Source organism: Alteromonas sp. ALT199 (genome assembly GCF_018619335.1).
In the GTDB taxonomy this organism is placed as follows: Bacteria; Pseudomonadota; Gammaproteobacteria; order Enterobacterales; family Alteromonadaceae; genus Alteromonas.
Genome location: NZ_JAHHDX010000105.1, coordinates 43210 through 58664 on the forward strand (window position 1 = coordinate 43210; position 15455 = coordinate 58664).

Sequence of the window (15455 nt, forward strand, 5' to 3'; positions counted from 1 at the left end):
ACCTTTAGCAGTAAAACTGCAGTATAGGTTCATTCTTTTAGCTTTCTGAGAGCTTTGCCTGCTGGCGAATAAAAGTTACCGATGGCGCAAAAAACGCGGCGCCTGTTTCAGCACTTGTGAAATCTAACCAGCGGTCGTAATCGCCCTCACCGTTGCCGTATATTTGGCTATGTAGCATCTGTTTAAACGGACGCGCACTAGCGCTGCAGCTTACAAAGAACAAACCTTGAGAAGCCAGATCGCCGTATGGCATACCTTGTTTTATTAGTCTTGGACCATCACCATCGGGACCAACTGAGCTTGCCCTTACACAATGTGAAGACTCAGACTGTTCACTACTTACCAAGTTGTGTTCTTGTGTGGTTCCCATCACTTGTTCTTGCTGACGACTTGAAAGGCTATTCCAGCGCCTTAAATCATGGCGATAGCGCTGAACGTGTACATAGCTGCCACCGCTAAAATCGGGGTCGTCTTCACCGATTATTCCCACTTTACGCCGGTTCATACCGCGAGGGTTATCGGCACCGTATAAATATCCATTGAGATCACGCCCGTCTAGGTACCTAAACCCGCGCACTTGCTCTACAAGTTCAACGTGAATGCGCAAGAGATCCATCACTTCGATACCCACTGCATGACATATATCTAAGCGGTCTGCGCGAATTTGAATGAAAATATCACAAGGCATAGTCGGGGCACTTCTATCCTCGCACTGCATATCTGGGAAAGGGGTTAGTTCAATAGGAATGAGGCCGGGATAAACTTCAGCCCAATAGCCAGTACCAATGGCTACAACTCCCGTTACCATGGCCTCGTAATGTTCATTTTCAAAATGCTCAAAAACATCCAGCACGCGCGAAAGTTTAGCCCGCACTGCTTGACTATCATCATCAATCACGTTCAGTAATAAATACTGTGCATGTAAATTTGGCTCAGCGCAAAGGCCTTTTTGTGGTTGTGTCATTGCCGCTCTTGTTGTTATTAACGCCTCATTAAGACGTTTCGCTGCTGGCGACCATTCGCCGCGCTTTGTGTTGCGAATCTTTCTATTAACTATAGCAACTACTTCAAACTTAAACCCTTTTCAAGTGAAGCAGTGTTCGATGAAACGTTATTCCATCGCTCAATATTTGCACCAGTTTGCTTAATAGCCAGCTGCTTGTCCATCTTTTCGACTTTCAGAGGCGCCCAAATACACCCCTTTTTGCTCATCCCAAGCGATTGCCTGGTAACCTCCGTACGCGCCAACGATACGCTGAAGCCTATGACCACGCTCCATAAGTTCACGCTGAACGGTTTCGCTAAAGCCCGACTCTAAACTCACATAGCCGCCATCGGTCATAAGCGCCCCAGTTGGGCTACTTGAACCACTGTGTAGTATGCGAGGAGCATCTCCCGCTTCCTGCAAGTTCATACCGAAATCAAGAATGTTCACGATAATTTGTGCATGCATTTGAGGCTGCGTCCCCCCACCCATAACGCCAAAACTCATCACCGGCTTACCGTTTCTTGTTAAAAAAGCCGGAATAATAGTATGAAATGGACGCTTACCTGGGCGGTACTCATTATAGTGCCCTTCTTCAAGGGTAAACATTTCACCTCTATTTTGGAGGATAAAGCCGAGGCCAGGCGGTGTCATGCCTGATCCCATTCCGCGATAATTACTTTGAATTAAAGACACCATATTACCGTCTTTATCAGCAACCGTGAGATAAACAGTATCTCCTTCATAGATGCCCGCATCAACCCGGTTTGCTGCACGTTCATTATCAATAAGCTTTTGGCGTTTAGCAGCGTACTTTTTCGAAATCAGCCAGTCGACTGGAATCTCATTAAAGTCTGGATCAGCATAGAACTTAGCGCGATCTTCAAAAGCAAGCTTTTTTGCTTCAACGAAGGTATGTATGTAGTCAGCAGAATTAAAGCCCATTCCTTCGATATCGTAGTGTTCTAGCACGTTTAGAATTTGGAGTGCAGCTATACCTTGCCCGTTAGGTGGAAGCTCCCAAACGTCATATCCGCGATAGTTTGCGGAAACTGGCTCGACCCAATCAGACGCGTGCGAGGATAAATCTTGGTACGACAGAAAACCGCCTTGGGACTTCATGTAGGCATCTATGGTGCGCGCGATGTCACCTTTATAAAAAGCATCTCTTCCCCCGGTTGCAATTTTTTCATACGTCACTGCTAACCCAGGATTTTTGAATACATCGCCTTTCTGCGGTAGTTTACCGTCGATAAGGAAAGTTTCTGCGAAACCGTCGTAATGGCCAATTCGCTCATAATTCATCTGCCAGTAGTAGGCGATGACTTCTGAAACGGGAAAACCCTCACGAGCATATTTGATAGATGGCGTAAGCAGCGCTGACATGGGCAGCTTGCCAAACTTTTCGTGTAGCGCAAACCAGCCATCAACGGCGCCAGGTACAGATACCGGCAATGGGCCAAATTTGGGGATTTGATGCAAACCACGCTCGGCAAACACCGCTTTGGTTAACTGTCTAGGTGAACGGCCCGAGGCATTTAAACCTACTAGGCTCTCTTCTTTCGCATCCCATACAATGGCAAACAAATCACCGCCTATACCGCTACCTGTGGGTTCAACCAAACCCAGCATAGCATTGGCAGCAATGGCTGCGTCTACCGCACTACCGCCTTGTTTTAAAATATCCAAAGCCACTTGGGTGGCCAAAGGTTGACTGGTCGCTGCCATACCATTTTTTGCAATGACTTCCGAGCGACTTGCAAAAGGATGCCCCGTAATTCTGTCATAACCCAAACAACTGACACTAAAGAAAATGAGTATCAAGGGTAGAAGTCGTACGTTTACAATCATAAGGTTCCTTTTACTAAAAACGTCGCCAATTAAAATCTAACATGGCGAAATACACCATAGTGTAGCCTTATTGTCACATTACGCCTAGGCCCTTTTCCTTAGCCCACTCACTATGAAAAGTGCACTCTATATCACGAAAAAAGCCCCGCAAGTGCGGGGCTTAAACGAAGTAATAAGGCATTATTATCGTTGGTTTATTTGCCTAATCGAGACTCTCTTACTAGCGGCCACTTGTGAAGTCAGGATATGCTTCTAGACCACACTCGCTCATGTCTACGCCGTCGAATTCTTCTTCTTCGCTAACACGTACACCCATTATTGCTTTAATCGCTAGCCATACAACAAGGCTCACTACGAATACCCATACAAAGATAGTCGCTGCGCCAATTAGCTGACCCGTGATGCTTGAGCCATCGTTTGTGAAAGGCACAAGGATAAGACCAAGTAGACCTACAACACCGTGAACTGAAATAGCGCCCACTGGATCATCAATCTTAGCCTTGTCTAAAGAAACAATACTTAGTACTACTAAAATACCGCCTAGGCCGCCAAATAGGGTAGCTTGTAGAGGTGTTGGCGTAGATGGTTCGGCTGTAATTGCCACTAGACCAGCTAGCGCACCGTTAAGTACCATTGTAAGGTCAGCTTTACCGAATAGAATACGTGCTACGATAAGTGCAGCAATGGCACCACCTGCAGCTGCAGCATTCGTGTTCATAAATACAATTGCTACTGAGTTTGCACTTTCAACAGTTGCAGTAGCCAGTACTGAACCACCGTTAAAACCAAACCAACCCATCCAAAGGATGAATGTACCTAGAGTTGCAAGCGGTAGGTTAGCGCCTGGGATAGCATTTACTTTGCCGTCAGCAGTGTATTTACCTTTACGAGCACCTAGTACAAGTACGCCAGCTAGAGCAGCTGCGGCACCAGCCATGTGAACAATACCAGAACCTGCAAAGTCAGAGAAACCAAGGTCGCCAAGGGTATACATACCGAATACCGCTTCACCGCCCCATGTCCAAGCACCTTCCATAGGATAAATAAAACCAGTCATAACAACTGCGAACGCTAAGAATGCCCAAAGCTTCATACGCTCAGCAACCGCACCAGATACGATAGACATTGCTGTAGCAACAAATACTACTTGGAAGAAGAAGTCTGCAGAAGGTGCGTATGTTGCTGGATCTTCAGCTACACCCGTTGCGCCGTCACCCATGATACCGCTTAGGAATGGTCCCCAGTCGCCACCGCCATACATAATACCGTAGCCGCAAATCATGTACATGGTGCAAGCAATAGCAAATAGTGCCACGTTTTTAGTTAGAATTTCTGTGGTGTTTTTCGCTCGAACAAGACCCGCTTCAAGCATTGCAAAACCTGCAGCCATCCACATAACTAGTGCACCGCAGATTAGAAAATAAAAGGTATCTAGCGCATACCCAAGTTCAAAAGTGATTTCCATTATGGTTTTCTCCGCAAATATATCGTTGTGGCTTACAGCGCGTCGCTGTCCGACTCACCAGTTCGAATACGAACGGCGTGTTCAAGGTCGTAAACAAACACCTTGCCGTCTCCAATTTTGCCTGTTTTGGCTGCGCCAACGATGGCTTCTACCAGGCGTTCTACTTGATCATCCTGAACAGCAATTTCCAGTTTGACTTTAGGTAGAAAATCCACCTGATATTCCGCTCCGCGGTATAGTTCAGTGTGTCCTTTTTGACGTCCAAAGCCTTTCACTTCGGTCACGGTCAAACCGTCAATACCGATTTCTGAAATGGCTTCACGAACATCATCTAGCTTGAACGGCTTGATGATCGCTGTGACTAGTTTCATGAGTTGCTCCCAGTTTGTTTTGGTTATTCTGTGATTTATGTTCGAGTTTCCAACTATGGGAAGATAAACCAAGAGCCATGCCACAAATGTTTAACCATATAAATCAGATACATACTCACAAATAGCGAAACCATGCACAAAAATAATGCACAGAAATGGTGCATGAACATAAAAATGCCCAATTATGAAGCGACAGGATAAAGTATTGAGGTAAGGTGACTAAAAAGTACGATGAAATTAGGATGGAACTATTCGACAGAGCGGATGGTCTGTTGTTTACTATGACAACGATCACTCCTTCTTTCTTTGCGCCAGAGCGCAGTATTAAGCATCATTCCGTTTCAAAGAAAACGGCGTGGCGGCCGCTACTAATTTCAGGGTTTGTGCATGTATTTGGGGTGATCTTGGTCGTTATACTTTCTCAGTTAAGTATTGAAAACCAAAGAGAGCGTGTAAACGTTTTAAAGCGTACGCCAGAGATAAAAGCCCGCCTGTATTACCCTCCCATGCTTCAACCTCAAGCTACAGTAGTTAGGCGAATAGAACGCCGCCAAGACACACCAAATACTGAGCAGAAGCCTGACATATCTCAGAATATGCAAGCAACTGATAGTAAAGCTAAACTGCTAGAAAAAATAGAAGCCCAACAACAGATAATCGTAGAGCCTGATAAACCACAAGCACCAGTTGAACATAGGCCGAACAATACGCCGCCGTCCCCCACTATTTCGAAAGATGCAAATCGGCGCGCGGGTTCGTTAAATTTATCGGTAAAAGACGGCGCTGCGCTCTATTTTGAGAGATATCGCAGCGACAAAGTAGCCCAAGACGCTGAACAAGCAGCAAGAGAGTTTCAAGAACGTAAAAACAGCCCAGTACTAAGCGGTCCAAGCACACAGCAAATAAAAGCTAACGAAAATCGGCGCCCTTCGAAACGCGTAAACTGTAGCAGCACCACCAATAAAACTCTGGCTATTTTGAGCGGGATAACAGGCGGTACTTTAGAATGCACCAAAATGGACGATCACAAACGTTTTATAGACGCCAGAGTCAATAAACTCCCTAAAGACGAAGGACGATATTAACCCGTTTTTTAAGTGGTTTACCGTCATAATAGGTAAAAGTACTCGCGCTACTACTTTCTTTTGAAAGACTTAGGTGGTTGCCCGAAATACGCTTTAAACCGTCGGCTAAATGAAGCAACATCTTCATACCCTGTTATTTGAGCTATGCTCGACATAGGCGTATCGGTATTTCTGAGCAGCGCTTTGGCCTTCTCCATTCTGACCTTCACAAGGTAATCACGTAAGCAATGACCGGTAGCTTGTTTAAACCGGGTTTTGAACTGTGTTGTTCCCATACAGGCAACTTCTGAAAGCAACTGCAGCGAATGCGATGCCCCTAAATCGCTATGTATATGACTTAAGACTCGAGTGATTCGCTTATCTGTCACCGTACCTGCTTCGCTTTTCGCCAAAAGTACCTGAAATAACACGGCCATTTCATCATGTCCGTAAAAAGCGTAATTCGTTAACTGCACTTCAACAAAGCTCAAAAAAGCTTGGAGGGCGGTATTAACCTGAAAAATAGGGGTGCGTTTGTCTTGCAACTGCGCAGGAACTGAAAGTAAGTCAGCTACTACAAACTTTGCATTTTCGTTTGCACTGAAATTATGTACCTCATGTGGAGCAATACAGACTCCCTCTCCTACACCAACACTGCCTGTAAAGTAGTCTTGCGCTATTTCTATATGCCCGTTTACAGGCAATACCAACTGGTAAAAAGGATGTGCGTGACTACGTGCTTTTCTGGCATAAGAACGAACTGAAAGAGAGGGAAATTCAGTTGCTTCTTTGTCATTACTCACAATGATTCCAGCCTTTTTCTGATGTCAATTTATTGATAAGTTGCCAAAGGTAAGATGCTGCGCGTATGCTTTGTAAGCCGCAACTACTTATCGCTTGCCGATTTGCTATGTTGATAAAACATAAAAACAGCACACTTTATAACAACGAATAAAAGGAAAATCACAGTGGCAGCAGCTAACTTACTTGCCCTACTTGATGATATTGCAACATTAATGGACGACATAGCAACCATGTCGAAAGTCGCTGCGCAAAAAACAGCGGGGGTTTTAGGCGACGACTTAGCAGTAAACGCCGACCAGGTCCAAGGCGTTAAAGCAGACCGAGAGCTCCCTGTTGTCTGGGCCGTAGCAAAAGGCTCACTTATCAATAAAGCGATATTGGTTCCTGCAGCTTTAGCTATAAGTGCTTTTGTTCCCTCACTGATTACGGTCTTATTAGTGCTGGGCGGATTGTATTTATGTTTTGAAGGTGCAGAGAAACTGCTGCATAAATACCTTCCTCACGAAGATGAAGAAAAAACACGAGAAGCCCGAATAGAGGCGCTTAGCCAGGAAGACGTGGATATGGTGGCTTTTGAAAAAGATAAAATTAAAGGCGCCATACGCACCGACTTCATTTTATCTGCTGAAATCATTGTTATAGCACTAGGTACCGTGACCGATGCAACGCTTACTACGCAAGTTGGTGTACTAGTGGCACTAAGCTTAGTTATTACCCTTGGCGTATATGGACTAGTAGCGGGCTTGGTTAAAATGGACGATGTGGGCCTTTACATGCTTCGCAAGTCGCTAACAGGGTCTATGAACACACTTCAACGATTTATTGGCAGGGCTTTATTGGTTACAGCTCCTGCGCTTATGAAGACCCTTGCGGTAGTGGGTACTGTTGCCATGTTTTTGGTTGGCGGTGGCATTCTCACTCACAGCATAGGTTTTTTGCATATTTTTACTGAGTGGTTTACCGCACTGATCCCAGACGCTTCGGTGGTTATGTCTATACTTGGCGATGGCGTGGTTGGTATTGCTGCTGGCGTGATCATTGCGCTGGTAGTGACAATAGCTTCACGATTTAAAAATAAAACATCCTAGCCCCAATAACTCTCTATTGTACATCGATGGCGCTGCGCTTTCTTAAGCACCGGCGCTCGTTTATTTGGCTTTTCCCGGTACCGCTTGTATCGCTGCGTGAAAGTAAAAAAACCGAGTTGGTCATTTTGACCACCTCAACATTAAATTCGCTAAATTTTAGTATTTCTAATACCTCTCGCTCTTACCGTTATTTTTTTAAATTAAACAAACTTCTTAAAATTCATGCATATATATTGTTTTTACGAATTGGCACATCCCTCGCTATAAACTAATTGTTAATTGATAACGACTTATTATCGAAACCTTTAGCAACATGATAGCTGCCACGCAGTATGTTCAAGTGCAGTGTCTAACTTATTTTTTTAGGAGATTACTATGTTTATCGGTCGCAAAACTTTCACTGCACTAATTTTAGCAACTAGCGTATTGGGCGCATCAGCGTTCGCTGACGACTCTCAGAACAACATTGTTTCGCATACAGATTTTATCGTTGAAAGCGCCATGCAAGACGTAAAACAAAACCTAGAACTTGGGGTGACCTATGACGTGTTAACCGCAAGCCACACGTTTGAGCCAGAAGTAGAAGAAGCGAGCTCGTTAGTTGCAGACATCACTATTACACCAATTGAGCCTATTAGCTCAGACGATAACGACGCATAAGGAGAATGCTCATGTTAACCGCCGCAACCCTTTTTATGGTGGTACTCGGCCCGGTTATTGCGTTTTTAGTAAGTGCCGTAGTGTTTTCAACAGCACGCACATTTTTTCAAAAGAGTCACTGAAAACGCAATAAGAATAAATAGGTGCCTAACCGACTACCACTACCCGTTTTGCCTTCCCTGGGCTTTTACTCCAGAGGGAGATAGAAAGCACGGACTGTACGCTAGCTATGCGTTTATTGAGCCAAGTGATTGTGTTTTCTATCTTCTTACTGGAGTTTTTTTATCCGAATATACGCTCCCACCAGCTTTTTTCTTCTTTGTCGCTATTCTTATCGACAGGGCGTCCTGAACAATCTTGCTGAGGCGGAGGAAGCACATCCAAAATAGCCGGTACACTTAAACTACCAGCGCACCCAGCAACAACAACCGCGCCAGTCTTTGCATCAAAATGTGCGATACCCAAGCCTTTAGGGAAACGCCTTGATAATGACTTAGGCGACTGAGATTTCATGTAGTTAATAAAGACGGGTAAGGCGCCACCTGCTCCAGTTAAGTTAACAGGCTGATTATCATCGTTACCTACCCAAACCGTAACTACGTTGTTTCTATCAAACCCACTAAACCAGCTATCTCTATAATCATCTGTGGTTCCCGTTTTACCGGCCATATTCACATTACCAAAATTCCAGCCTATGCGTTTGGCTGTTCCTTCTGTTGTTACCTTGTATAAAGCGTAATTAAGTAAGTAGGTTGCTGCCTCATCAGTACGCTGAGCAAAGAATTCCGCTTTTCTCCAAAGCAATGCGTTGTCAGCCGTTACTACAGAGGTCACCGTGTGAAGCGGTATATATCGCCCATCGTTTGATAATGTCTGATACATTTGATTGGTACTAAAGGGGGTCAATTCAAACGCACCAAGCGTTAAAGACGGCACTTTATCTACGGGTGTGGTTACCCCTAATCGCTCAATCGTATCGGCTAAGGCATCGAGGCCTATTTGCATGCCTAAATTAACCGTTGGTACATTTAAAGACTCGACTAACCCTTGAAGTAAAGGCACCTGACCTCTGAACTCTTTATCATAGTTTTGCGGCGACCATGTTTTCCCATTTTGACTTTCAAGGGTAATTGGCTCGTCTTTAAGCGGCGTAGCCAAATTAAATTGAGTGGGATCTTCTAATGCAGTTAAGTAAACCGCGGGCTTAATCAGCGAGCCTATTGGCCGTTTAGCGTCTAGTGCTCGGTTGAAACCTTTAAATGCAAAGTCTTTTCCGCCCACAATCGCACGTACCTCACCACTTGCGCTGTCGGTTACTACCATGGCGCCCTGCAAAGGCACTTTTCTGTCTTTTTGCAAGCCGTTTAGTGTGCCTGACAATGCACTTTCAGCGCGGCGCTGGGCCACGATATCTAGTGTTGTAAACACTTTTACGCCCGAGTCTCTTAAGCTAGGCTCTGCTAGAATTTCATTGAGTTCTCGGCGAACTTGCTCCATGAAAGCAGGGTGTTTACCGCTTGCTAAACTTGCGCCGCTAGCAAGTCCTAGCGGCATGTTTACGAAGCGTTCGTAGTCTTGACGGCTAATTTCATTTTCATCAAACAACATGCGCAGCACTAAATCACGACGCTCTTTCGTGCGCTCTGCATGTTTGCGAGGGTTGTAATAAGATGGACCTTTAATAATAGCTACCAGCGTAGCTATTTCAGGCGTACTAAGTTCGTTGGCTGGTCGGTCGAAATAAAAATAGCTGGCAAGCCCGAAGCCATGCACCGCCATGTCGCCATTTTGACCTAAAAACACTTCATTTAAGTAAGCTTCAATAATTTCTGACTTGCTGTAACGGGCGTCAATGATTACTGCCATAATGGCTTCTTTTGCCTTACGCACTATCGAGCGCTCACGGGTTAAAAACATGTTTTTAACTAGCTGTTGCGTTAGCGTACTGCCACCTTGCACAGTTCGTCCGGCAGCAATATTTGCCATTAGGGCTCGCAATATTGAAAGCGGCGCTACACCATGGTGATTATAAAAATTTCGATCCTCCACTAATGTCAGCGCCTTCGGCAACATTTCAGGAATCGTATCTAGAGTCACTAACATGCGGTCTTCTTGCGAACCACTTGTCATACGCGTAACTAGCCAAGGCTCAAGCTTAACGGACCCGAAAGGTCGACTTTGAGACTTGTCATAAATCTCACCAATGCGTGCCCCTTCCCACGTTATCACCAAGTGGCGTAAAGGCTCTGCACCTTCCGGAAACTGAAACGCACGACGCTGCACAGTTAGTACTTTATTTTGATAGCTGTATTCGCCGCTACCGTCAGCAAAAGTGACTTTGCGATAGCCCAGCAAATTGAGTTCATCAATAACTTCTTGTGGCGTGATTTCTTCACCCTTGCTGACTTCCAAAGGGCGCGCAAAAATCTGCGCAGGTACTTCCCATTTATTGCCAGAGAACGCGTGTTTAATTTGTGCGTCGAGATAGAACGCGTACGCTCCAAGTACGACCAAGCCAATTAATGTGACTCGCCAGAACAGCTTAAAAAACCATGAGCGCTTGGCTGAGCTTTTACCGTTGCTTGATGCTTTGCTTTTTGAAGATGAATTGTTTTTTGTCTGTCTATTTGCCACGTGAAAACGCCATGAAGATCGTTGAGGATGACATCGCATTCATTGCGATAAGAATTTAACGAACGCCTTTTAAAACGTTAGTTTTAATAGTATTAACATTACCATTCGGGCAGCCTCTCAACAACTGTTTCCAAATATGCACACTTCCAATCAAAATACTGTTTAAACGGGATGAAGTGTGCGACGGCTAATAGGCTAAAGTGAATTTTACTCGCGTTTTACGGTCACAATGCGATAGCATGCTGGCAAGTAACACAGGAATCGTACTATGCGCTTAGCTTCATTCAAGTCTTCTTTTTTCTCTACTCGTTCGCTTAAAAGGCCCAAGCCTTACGTTTCATTTCTTCGTACGTCACTTTCTTTGCTTCTCGCAAGCGCAGCTATGAACTCGGCGCTAGCAAACGAACAATTCGCTAACTGCACAGCTACCCTTGCCGAAAAAGCCAAGCAGGAAGGAGTTAGCCAGCAGGTGATCGATGATGTATTCCCTCGACTTGTTCATCAAGACAGAGTGATTGAGCTAGACCGAAGCCAACCTGAATTTGTACAAACCTTTCCGGGATATTTTAGCAAGCGCGTTACCGACTGGCGAACCAACAAAGGCAAGGAAATGTACGCTAAGCACGAGCAGCTTTTGCATAAGCTAAGTGATAAATACGGTGTGCCTCCTCACTACCTTCTTGCTTTTTGGGGGTTGGAAACAAACTTCGGTTCTTACAAAGGCAAAATGCCGGTTCTCGATTCACTTGCCACACTGGCTTGTGATAAACGAAGAAGCACCTACTTCACCCAAGAGTTTCTTGTGGCTGTGAAACTGATGGAGCGAGAAAAGCTTCAAAAAGAAGATATGATTGGTTCTTGGGCCGGTGCTATGGGCCACACTCAGTTTATGCCTTCGGCCTATACCCATTACGCCATTGATGGCGACGGCGACGGGCAAATTAATTTGTGGGCAAGTGAAGAAGATGCGTTATCTTCTGCGGCTAACTTTCTTGCAAGCCTAGGTTGGGAGCGTAGCTTCCGCTGGGGTCGTGAAGTGCAATTACCGGACAACTTCGACTATCAAGAGTCTGGCTATAAAAACAGAAAATCGCTTAGCGAATGGAACACCCAAGGCGTGAAACAAGCCGATGGTTCGGCACTGGGCGAAGGTGATACTTCAGCCTATGTTATTGTGCCTGCAGGCCACAACGGCCCGGCCTTTATTGCCTACAAGAACTTCCGCGTTATTATGCGCTGGAACAACTCTGAATTTTACGCCATTGCCGTGGGCGTATTGGCCGATCGCATAGCCGGTGCATCTGGTATAAAAGCGACCTTACCCGACCTACCTGCCTACAATCGCAAAGACATTATCGCTCTTCAAAGAAAACTAAATAATTTGGGCTTCGATGTGGGTAAACCTGACGGCATCATTGGGCCCGCCACACGTGAAGGAATTCGCAACTACCAAATTAGCAGCAACATGATTGCGGATGGATTTCCAGGTCTTGAAGTAATGGCTGCGCTTGATGTTAAACTTGAACGAGACAAAGCGACACAGTCGTAACGCCTTTGGTAAAAAATCGTTAATATCACTGCAAGGTTGCAGTGATATCATTTATTTAAGCGTTATATGGGTTGTTCTCAAGCAACCGTGTTAGTTACTAATAAGTGTAGTCATTCCAATACAGAGGCTACATATGTTTTTTCGTTTTGCTAGTAGGAACTGCGTTGGCAGGGTCATCCGGCCAAAAGTGCTTTGGGTAGCGCCCCTTCATCTCTTTTTGTATTTCCCTATAACTGCCTTGCCAAAAGGCCGCCAAATCACTGGTGGTTTGCAGTGGTCTACCTGCTGGCGACAGCAGTTCGCAAACAACCGTTACTCGCCCGCCCGCTAGCGTTATTGGCGCGTTTTGCGAATACAGCTCTGTCATTTTGACCGGCAGCACCACATCCCCATTTTCGCGAAAGTCTAGGCTAGCCTCTCTGCCCGTCGGAATAGTCACGTGAATGGGCAAAAGCGTGGCCAGTGCGTCTTGCTGAGGCCAAGATAAACCATTATTCAAAGCAGTCTTCCAAGGCAACTGCTTAAGGGCTTTTGTGCTTTTACAGTTTTTTAAAACAGGCGCTAGGCTGTCTTTGGCTTTTTGTACTAAGCCACTTAATGACAACGGCCACGGGTCGGGCTCACCGAAGGCTTTGTCTTGTGGCAAATTGAGTTTCCCAGCCATCTCTACTCTCCGCCACCATTGCCAGTCCGCATCAGAAAGCGGCCAGCTTGAAAGGGGTAGTGCATCGAGATACGCAAACCACGCGTCGCATAACGCCTCATCCCAGAAAGCTTTTTCTCGACTCTTTTCTTGCCCAGATACTGGCTTACTATTTAGCGTTATGTCATAAAAGCCCGTACTTGCTCTGGCTTCCATCACCCCTGTGTCGCTATTAAGAATAACGCTGCGCTTTTCACTGAATGCGTCTGGGAAAGCTAAACGCAACCAGGTTTCAGGTACAGGCTGTGCCAAGCGTATTGCCACTGTGCTTTTTATAAGCTGTCCATCAAGTACTGCCAGCCAAGGGCCATCGCCTTTGTCACTCTCATTAAAAATAGAGGTACTGCCAGCAGCTGTAAGCTCCGCGCCCTTTCCACTCGCCAGTTTGTATTCGATTGTGTTTGTCTGAGAGCTACCGTTTCTTGTTGCGCCCCCTGCTACATTTTTTGATGCACTTGGGCTCTCTCCAGATTTACCTGACGCACTGCGCCTATAGCCCACCAGCAAAGGAAATGCGATGGCGATACAGAGTCCAAGGGCTCGTTCGTCTAATGCGTTAATGTCAGGCTTAACATTCTGCGCTTTTCCATTATCGCTTTGCACATAGCGTGCATAACGGGAAGCTTGTTTTAAAAGCTGACTGCGAGTGCTGCTATTAACATGAAGCAGCGCATCCATTACGTTTGTCGCACCACTCACATTAATATTACTTTCGCTCATCGCTACAACAAATGGTGCGGCGTAGCGAAGTGCACTATTTTCATCAGCACTTAGCCCGTCTATGCCTGCTCTAACCGTAAGTAATAAATGGGCTAAATGGGGCTGGCAAGGCAATTGGGCCAACGCTCTTCCATAAGGGGTAATGCTCGAGTGTGAAATAGCATTAACTCGGTGAAGCTTTTGCTGCGCGACTTGCTGCTGCGCTTGTGTAGGTTTAGTCAACAACGCCAACGTACCTGGGCTACTGCCCCACGCCAAGGTATCAAGCAAGAAGCTGCTTAAATCCTCTTTTTCAATTTGCGCCGCGTTGTGCTTGGCTAAACGCTCGAAGCTACTTTTACTGCATAATCTATAGCAGGTTCCGGCCATTACCCGTCCTGCTCGCCCGGCCCTTTGAATGGCTGACGCTTGTGAAATACGCTGCTGCGTGAGCGCCGTAATATCACTCGATGGATGATACTGAGCGCTGTTCTCCCACAAACTATCAATAACCACAGTCACGCCTTCAATGGTTAAACTCGTCTCTGCAATATTGGTAGACAATATGATTTTTCGCTTGTTGTGCGGGTCAGGTGCAATAGCCGCTTGCTGCGCTAATTTACTTAGGGCGCCATAAAGCATGTGAACAGCAATGTCCGTATTCTCTGCCAGCGTTTTAATTTCTCTGGCAACAGCATTTATGCTCCCCCGCCCGGGAAGAAACACTAAAATATCACCCTCGTGCTCGCTTACCGCCTGTTTTAAGATATTGCAGGTTTTCGGTACCAACTCATAAGCTTGCACATCTTGGGTGTAGCGAATATCAACAGGAAACATGCGACCTTGCGTATGCAAGTTCATCACTGGCAGTACACTAAACGCATTGAGCAATGCTTCAAGTGGCGCAACATCTAAGGTAGCCGACATTACAATTAAGCGTAAATCATCGCGAAGCCCAGACTGAACCTCAAGCGCCAGTGCCAAACCAAAGTCACTGTGAATACTGCGTTCATGAAATTCATCAAAGACAATAGCGGCAATACCTGCTAGCTCTGGGTCTTGCTGAATCATGCGAGTCAGCACCCCTTCGGTGATAATCTCTAGTCTAGTAGTTGATGAAACTTTAGATTCGCCTTTAATGCGATAGCCAACTGTTTCTCCAACACTTTCGTTTAACTGCCTAGCTAGATATTCGGCAAGATTTCTTACTACAACACGACGTGGTTGCATTAGTAAAATTTTGCCCTTAAACGATGATTGCAATAATGACAATGGAAGCACGGTAGATTTTCCCGCACCCGGCGGCGCTCCTACGATGATATTGTTATCTGTCACCGCCTCTTGAAGCGGTGAAACAAGTTCATAAGCGGGTAAATGAGAAAACGGCTGTAACATAAAGGGCATAAAGGCGTTATAAATTGATGGGTATAGTGTACCTGATTTGATCGAGGCACCCGAACATCACTACTATTTTTCTAAAACTTGGTATCTAGCTCAACACTAGCGACTTGTTTTGGAACTCGCAGGTAATGCCATGATAAGCTTGTATTTGTATGAGCTTGTGGGAACCTTAGCGCGGGCG

General features: G+C 45.6%; 11 protein-coding genes. 4 read left to right on the forward strand and 7 right to left on the reverse strand.

Annotated elements, in window-relative coordinates; all coding sequences use genetic code 11:
- Nucleotides 1-37: 37 nt before the first annotated feature.
- From KL866_RS11640 to glnK, 4 genes are all read right to left on the reverse strand, one after another.
- Entirely contained in the window at nucleotides 38-964 is a 927-nt protein-coding gene (locus tag KL866_RS11640) for a Dyp-type peroxidase (RefSeq protein WP_025256826.1), read from the reverse strand.
- Between the two features lie 180 nt (nucleotides 965-1144).
- Nucleotides 1145-2836, reverse strand: coding sequence for a gamma-glutamyltransferase (gene ggt, locus KL866_RS11645; RefSeq protein WP_025256827.1), 1692 nt, complete (start codon nucleotides 2834-2836; stop codon nucleotides 1145-1147).
- A 220-nt stretch (nucleotides 2837-3056) separates the two neighbouring features.
- Nucleotides 3057-4301, reverse strand: coding sequence for an ammonium transporter (locus tag KL866_RS11650; protein WP_025256828.1), 1245 nt, complete (start codon nucleotides 4299-4301; stop codon nucleotides 3057-3059).
- Nucleotides 4302-4333: 32 nt separating this feature from the next.
- Nucleotides 4334-4672: a P-II family nitrogen regulator gene (gene glnK, locus KL866_RS11655; RefSeq protein ID WP_012516988.1), complete on the reverse strand. Its 339-nt coding sequence runs from the start codon at nucleotides 4670-4672 to the stop codon at nucleotides 4334-4336.
- A 242-nt stretch (nucleotides 4673-4914) separates the two neighbouring features.
- Here glnK and KL866_RS11660 point away from each other — a divergent pair, with 242 nt between their 5' ends.
- Nucleotides 4915-5757 (forward strand): hypothetical protein, encoded by an 843-nt coding sequence (locus tag KL866_RS11660; RefSeq protein ID WP_214995180.1) that lies wholly within the window; start codon nucleotides 4915-4917, stop codon nucleotides 5755-5757.
- 50 nt (nucleotides 5758-5807) lie between these two features.
- Here the strand turns inward: KL866_RS11660 and KL866_RS20580 are convergent, their stop codons facing one another.
- Entirely contained in the window at nucleotides 5808-6539 is a 732-nt protein-coding gene (locus tag KL866_RS20580) for an AraC family transcriptional regulator (protein WP_214995154.1), read from the reverse strand.
- 165 nt (nucleotides 6540-6704) lie between these two features.
- On the opposite strand from KL866_RS20580, the gene KL866_RS11670 reads away from it, so the two are divergent.
- Nucleotides 6705-7628, forward strand: coding sequence for a DUF808 domain-containing protein (locus KL866_RS11670; protein WP_025256831.1), 924 nt, complete (start codon nucleotides 6705-6707; stop codon nucleotides 7626-7628).
- Nucleotides 7629-8003: 375 nt separating this feature from the next.
- The gene (locus KL866_RS11675; protein ID WP_025256832.1) at nucleotides 8004-8288 is read left to right on the forward strand and encodes a hypothetical protein; all 285 of its coding nucleotides are present in this window, start codon (nucleotides 8004-8006) and stop codon (nucleotides 8286-8288) included.
- A gap of 282 nt (nucleotides 8289-8570) precedes the next feature.
- Here KL866_RS11675 and mrcB read toward each other — a convergent pair whose 3' ends face one another.
- Nucleotides 8571-10922, reverse strand: a complete 2352-nt coding sequence (gene mrcB / locus KL866_RS11680) for a penicillin-binding protein 1B (RefSeq protein WP_025256833.1) — start codon at nucleotides 10920-10922, stop codon at nucleotides 8571-8573.
- A 268-nt stretch (nucleotides 10923-11190) separates the two neighbouring features.
- On the opposite strand from mrcB, the gene KL866_RS11685 reads away from it, so the two are divergent.
- Nucleotides 11191-12471 (forward strand): lytic murein transglycosylase, encoded by a 1281-nt coding sequence (locus KL866_RS11685; protein ID WP_214995156.1) that lies wholly within the window; start codon nucleotides 11191-11193, stop codon nucleotides 12469-12471.
- A gap of 127 nt (nucleotides 12472-12598) precedes the next feature.
- Here KL866_RS11685 and KL866_RS11690 read toward each other — a convergent pair whose 3' ends face one another.
- Nucleotides 12599-15277: an ATP-dependent RNA helicase gene (locus KL866_RS11690; protein WP_214995158.1), complete on the reverse strand. Its 2679-nt coding sequence runs from the start codon at nucleotides 15275-15277 to the stop codon at nucleotides 12599-12601.
- Nucleotides 15278-15455: the final 178 nt, after the last annotated feature.

Bases quoted from the DNA above. Each gene is read 5' to 3' on its own strand.
- KL866_RS11685 (WP_214995156.1), top strand. From the start codon at position 11,191: ATGCGCTTAGCTTCATTCAAGTCTTCTTTTTTCTCTACTCGTTCGCTT.
- KL866_RS11640 (WP_025256826.1), bottom strand. From the start codon at position 964: ATGACACAACCACAAAAAGGCCTTTGCGCTGAGCCAAATTTACATGCA.
- KL866_RS11690 (WP_214995158.1), bottom strand. From the start codon at position 15,277: ATGCCCTTTATGTTACAGCCGTTTTCTCATTTACCCGCTTATGAACTT.
- KL866_RS11650 (WP_025256828.1), bottom strand. From the start codon at position 4,301: ATGGAAATCACTTTTGAACTTGGGTATGCGCTAGATACCTTTTATTTT.
- KL866_RS11675 (WP_025256832.1), top strand. From the start codon at position 8,004: ATGTTTATCGGTCGCAAAACTTTCACTGCACTAATTTTAGCAACTAGC.
- ggt (WP_025256827.1), bottom strand. From the start codon at position 2,836: ATGATTGTAAACGTACGACTTCTACCCTTGATACTCATTTTCTTTAGT.
- glnK (WP_012516988.1), bottom strand. From the start codon at position 4,672: ATGAAACTAGTCACAGCGATCATCAAGCCGTTCAAGCTAGATGATGTT.
- KL866_RS11660 (WP_214995180.1), top strand. From the start codon at position 4,915: ATGGAACTATTCGACAGAGCGGATGGTCTGTTGTTTACTATGACAACG.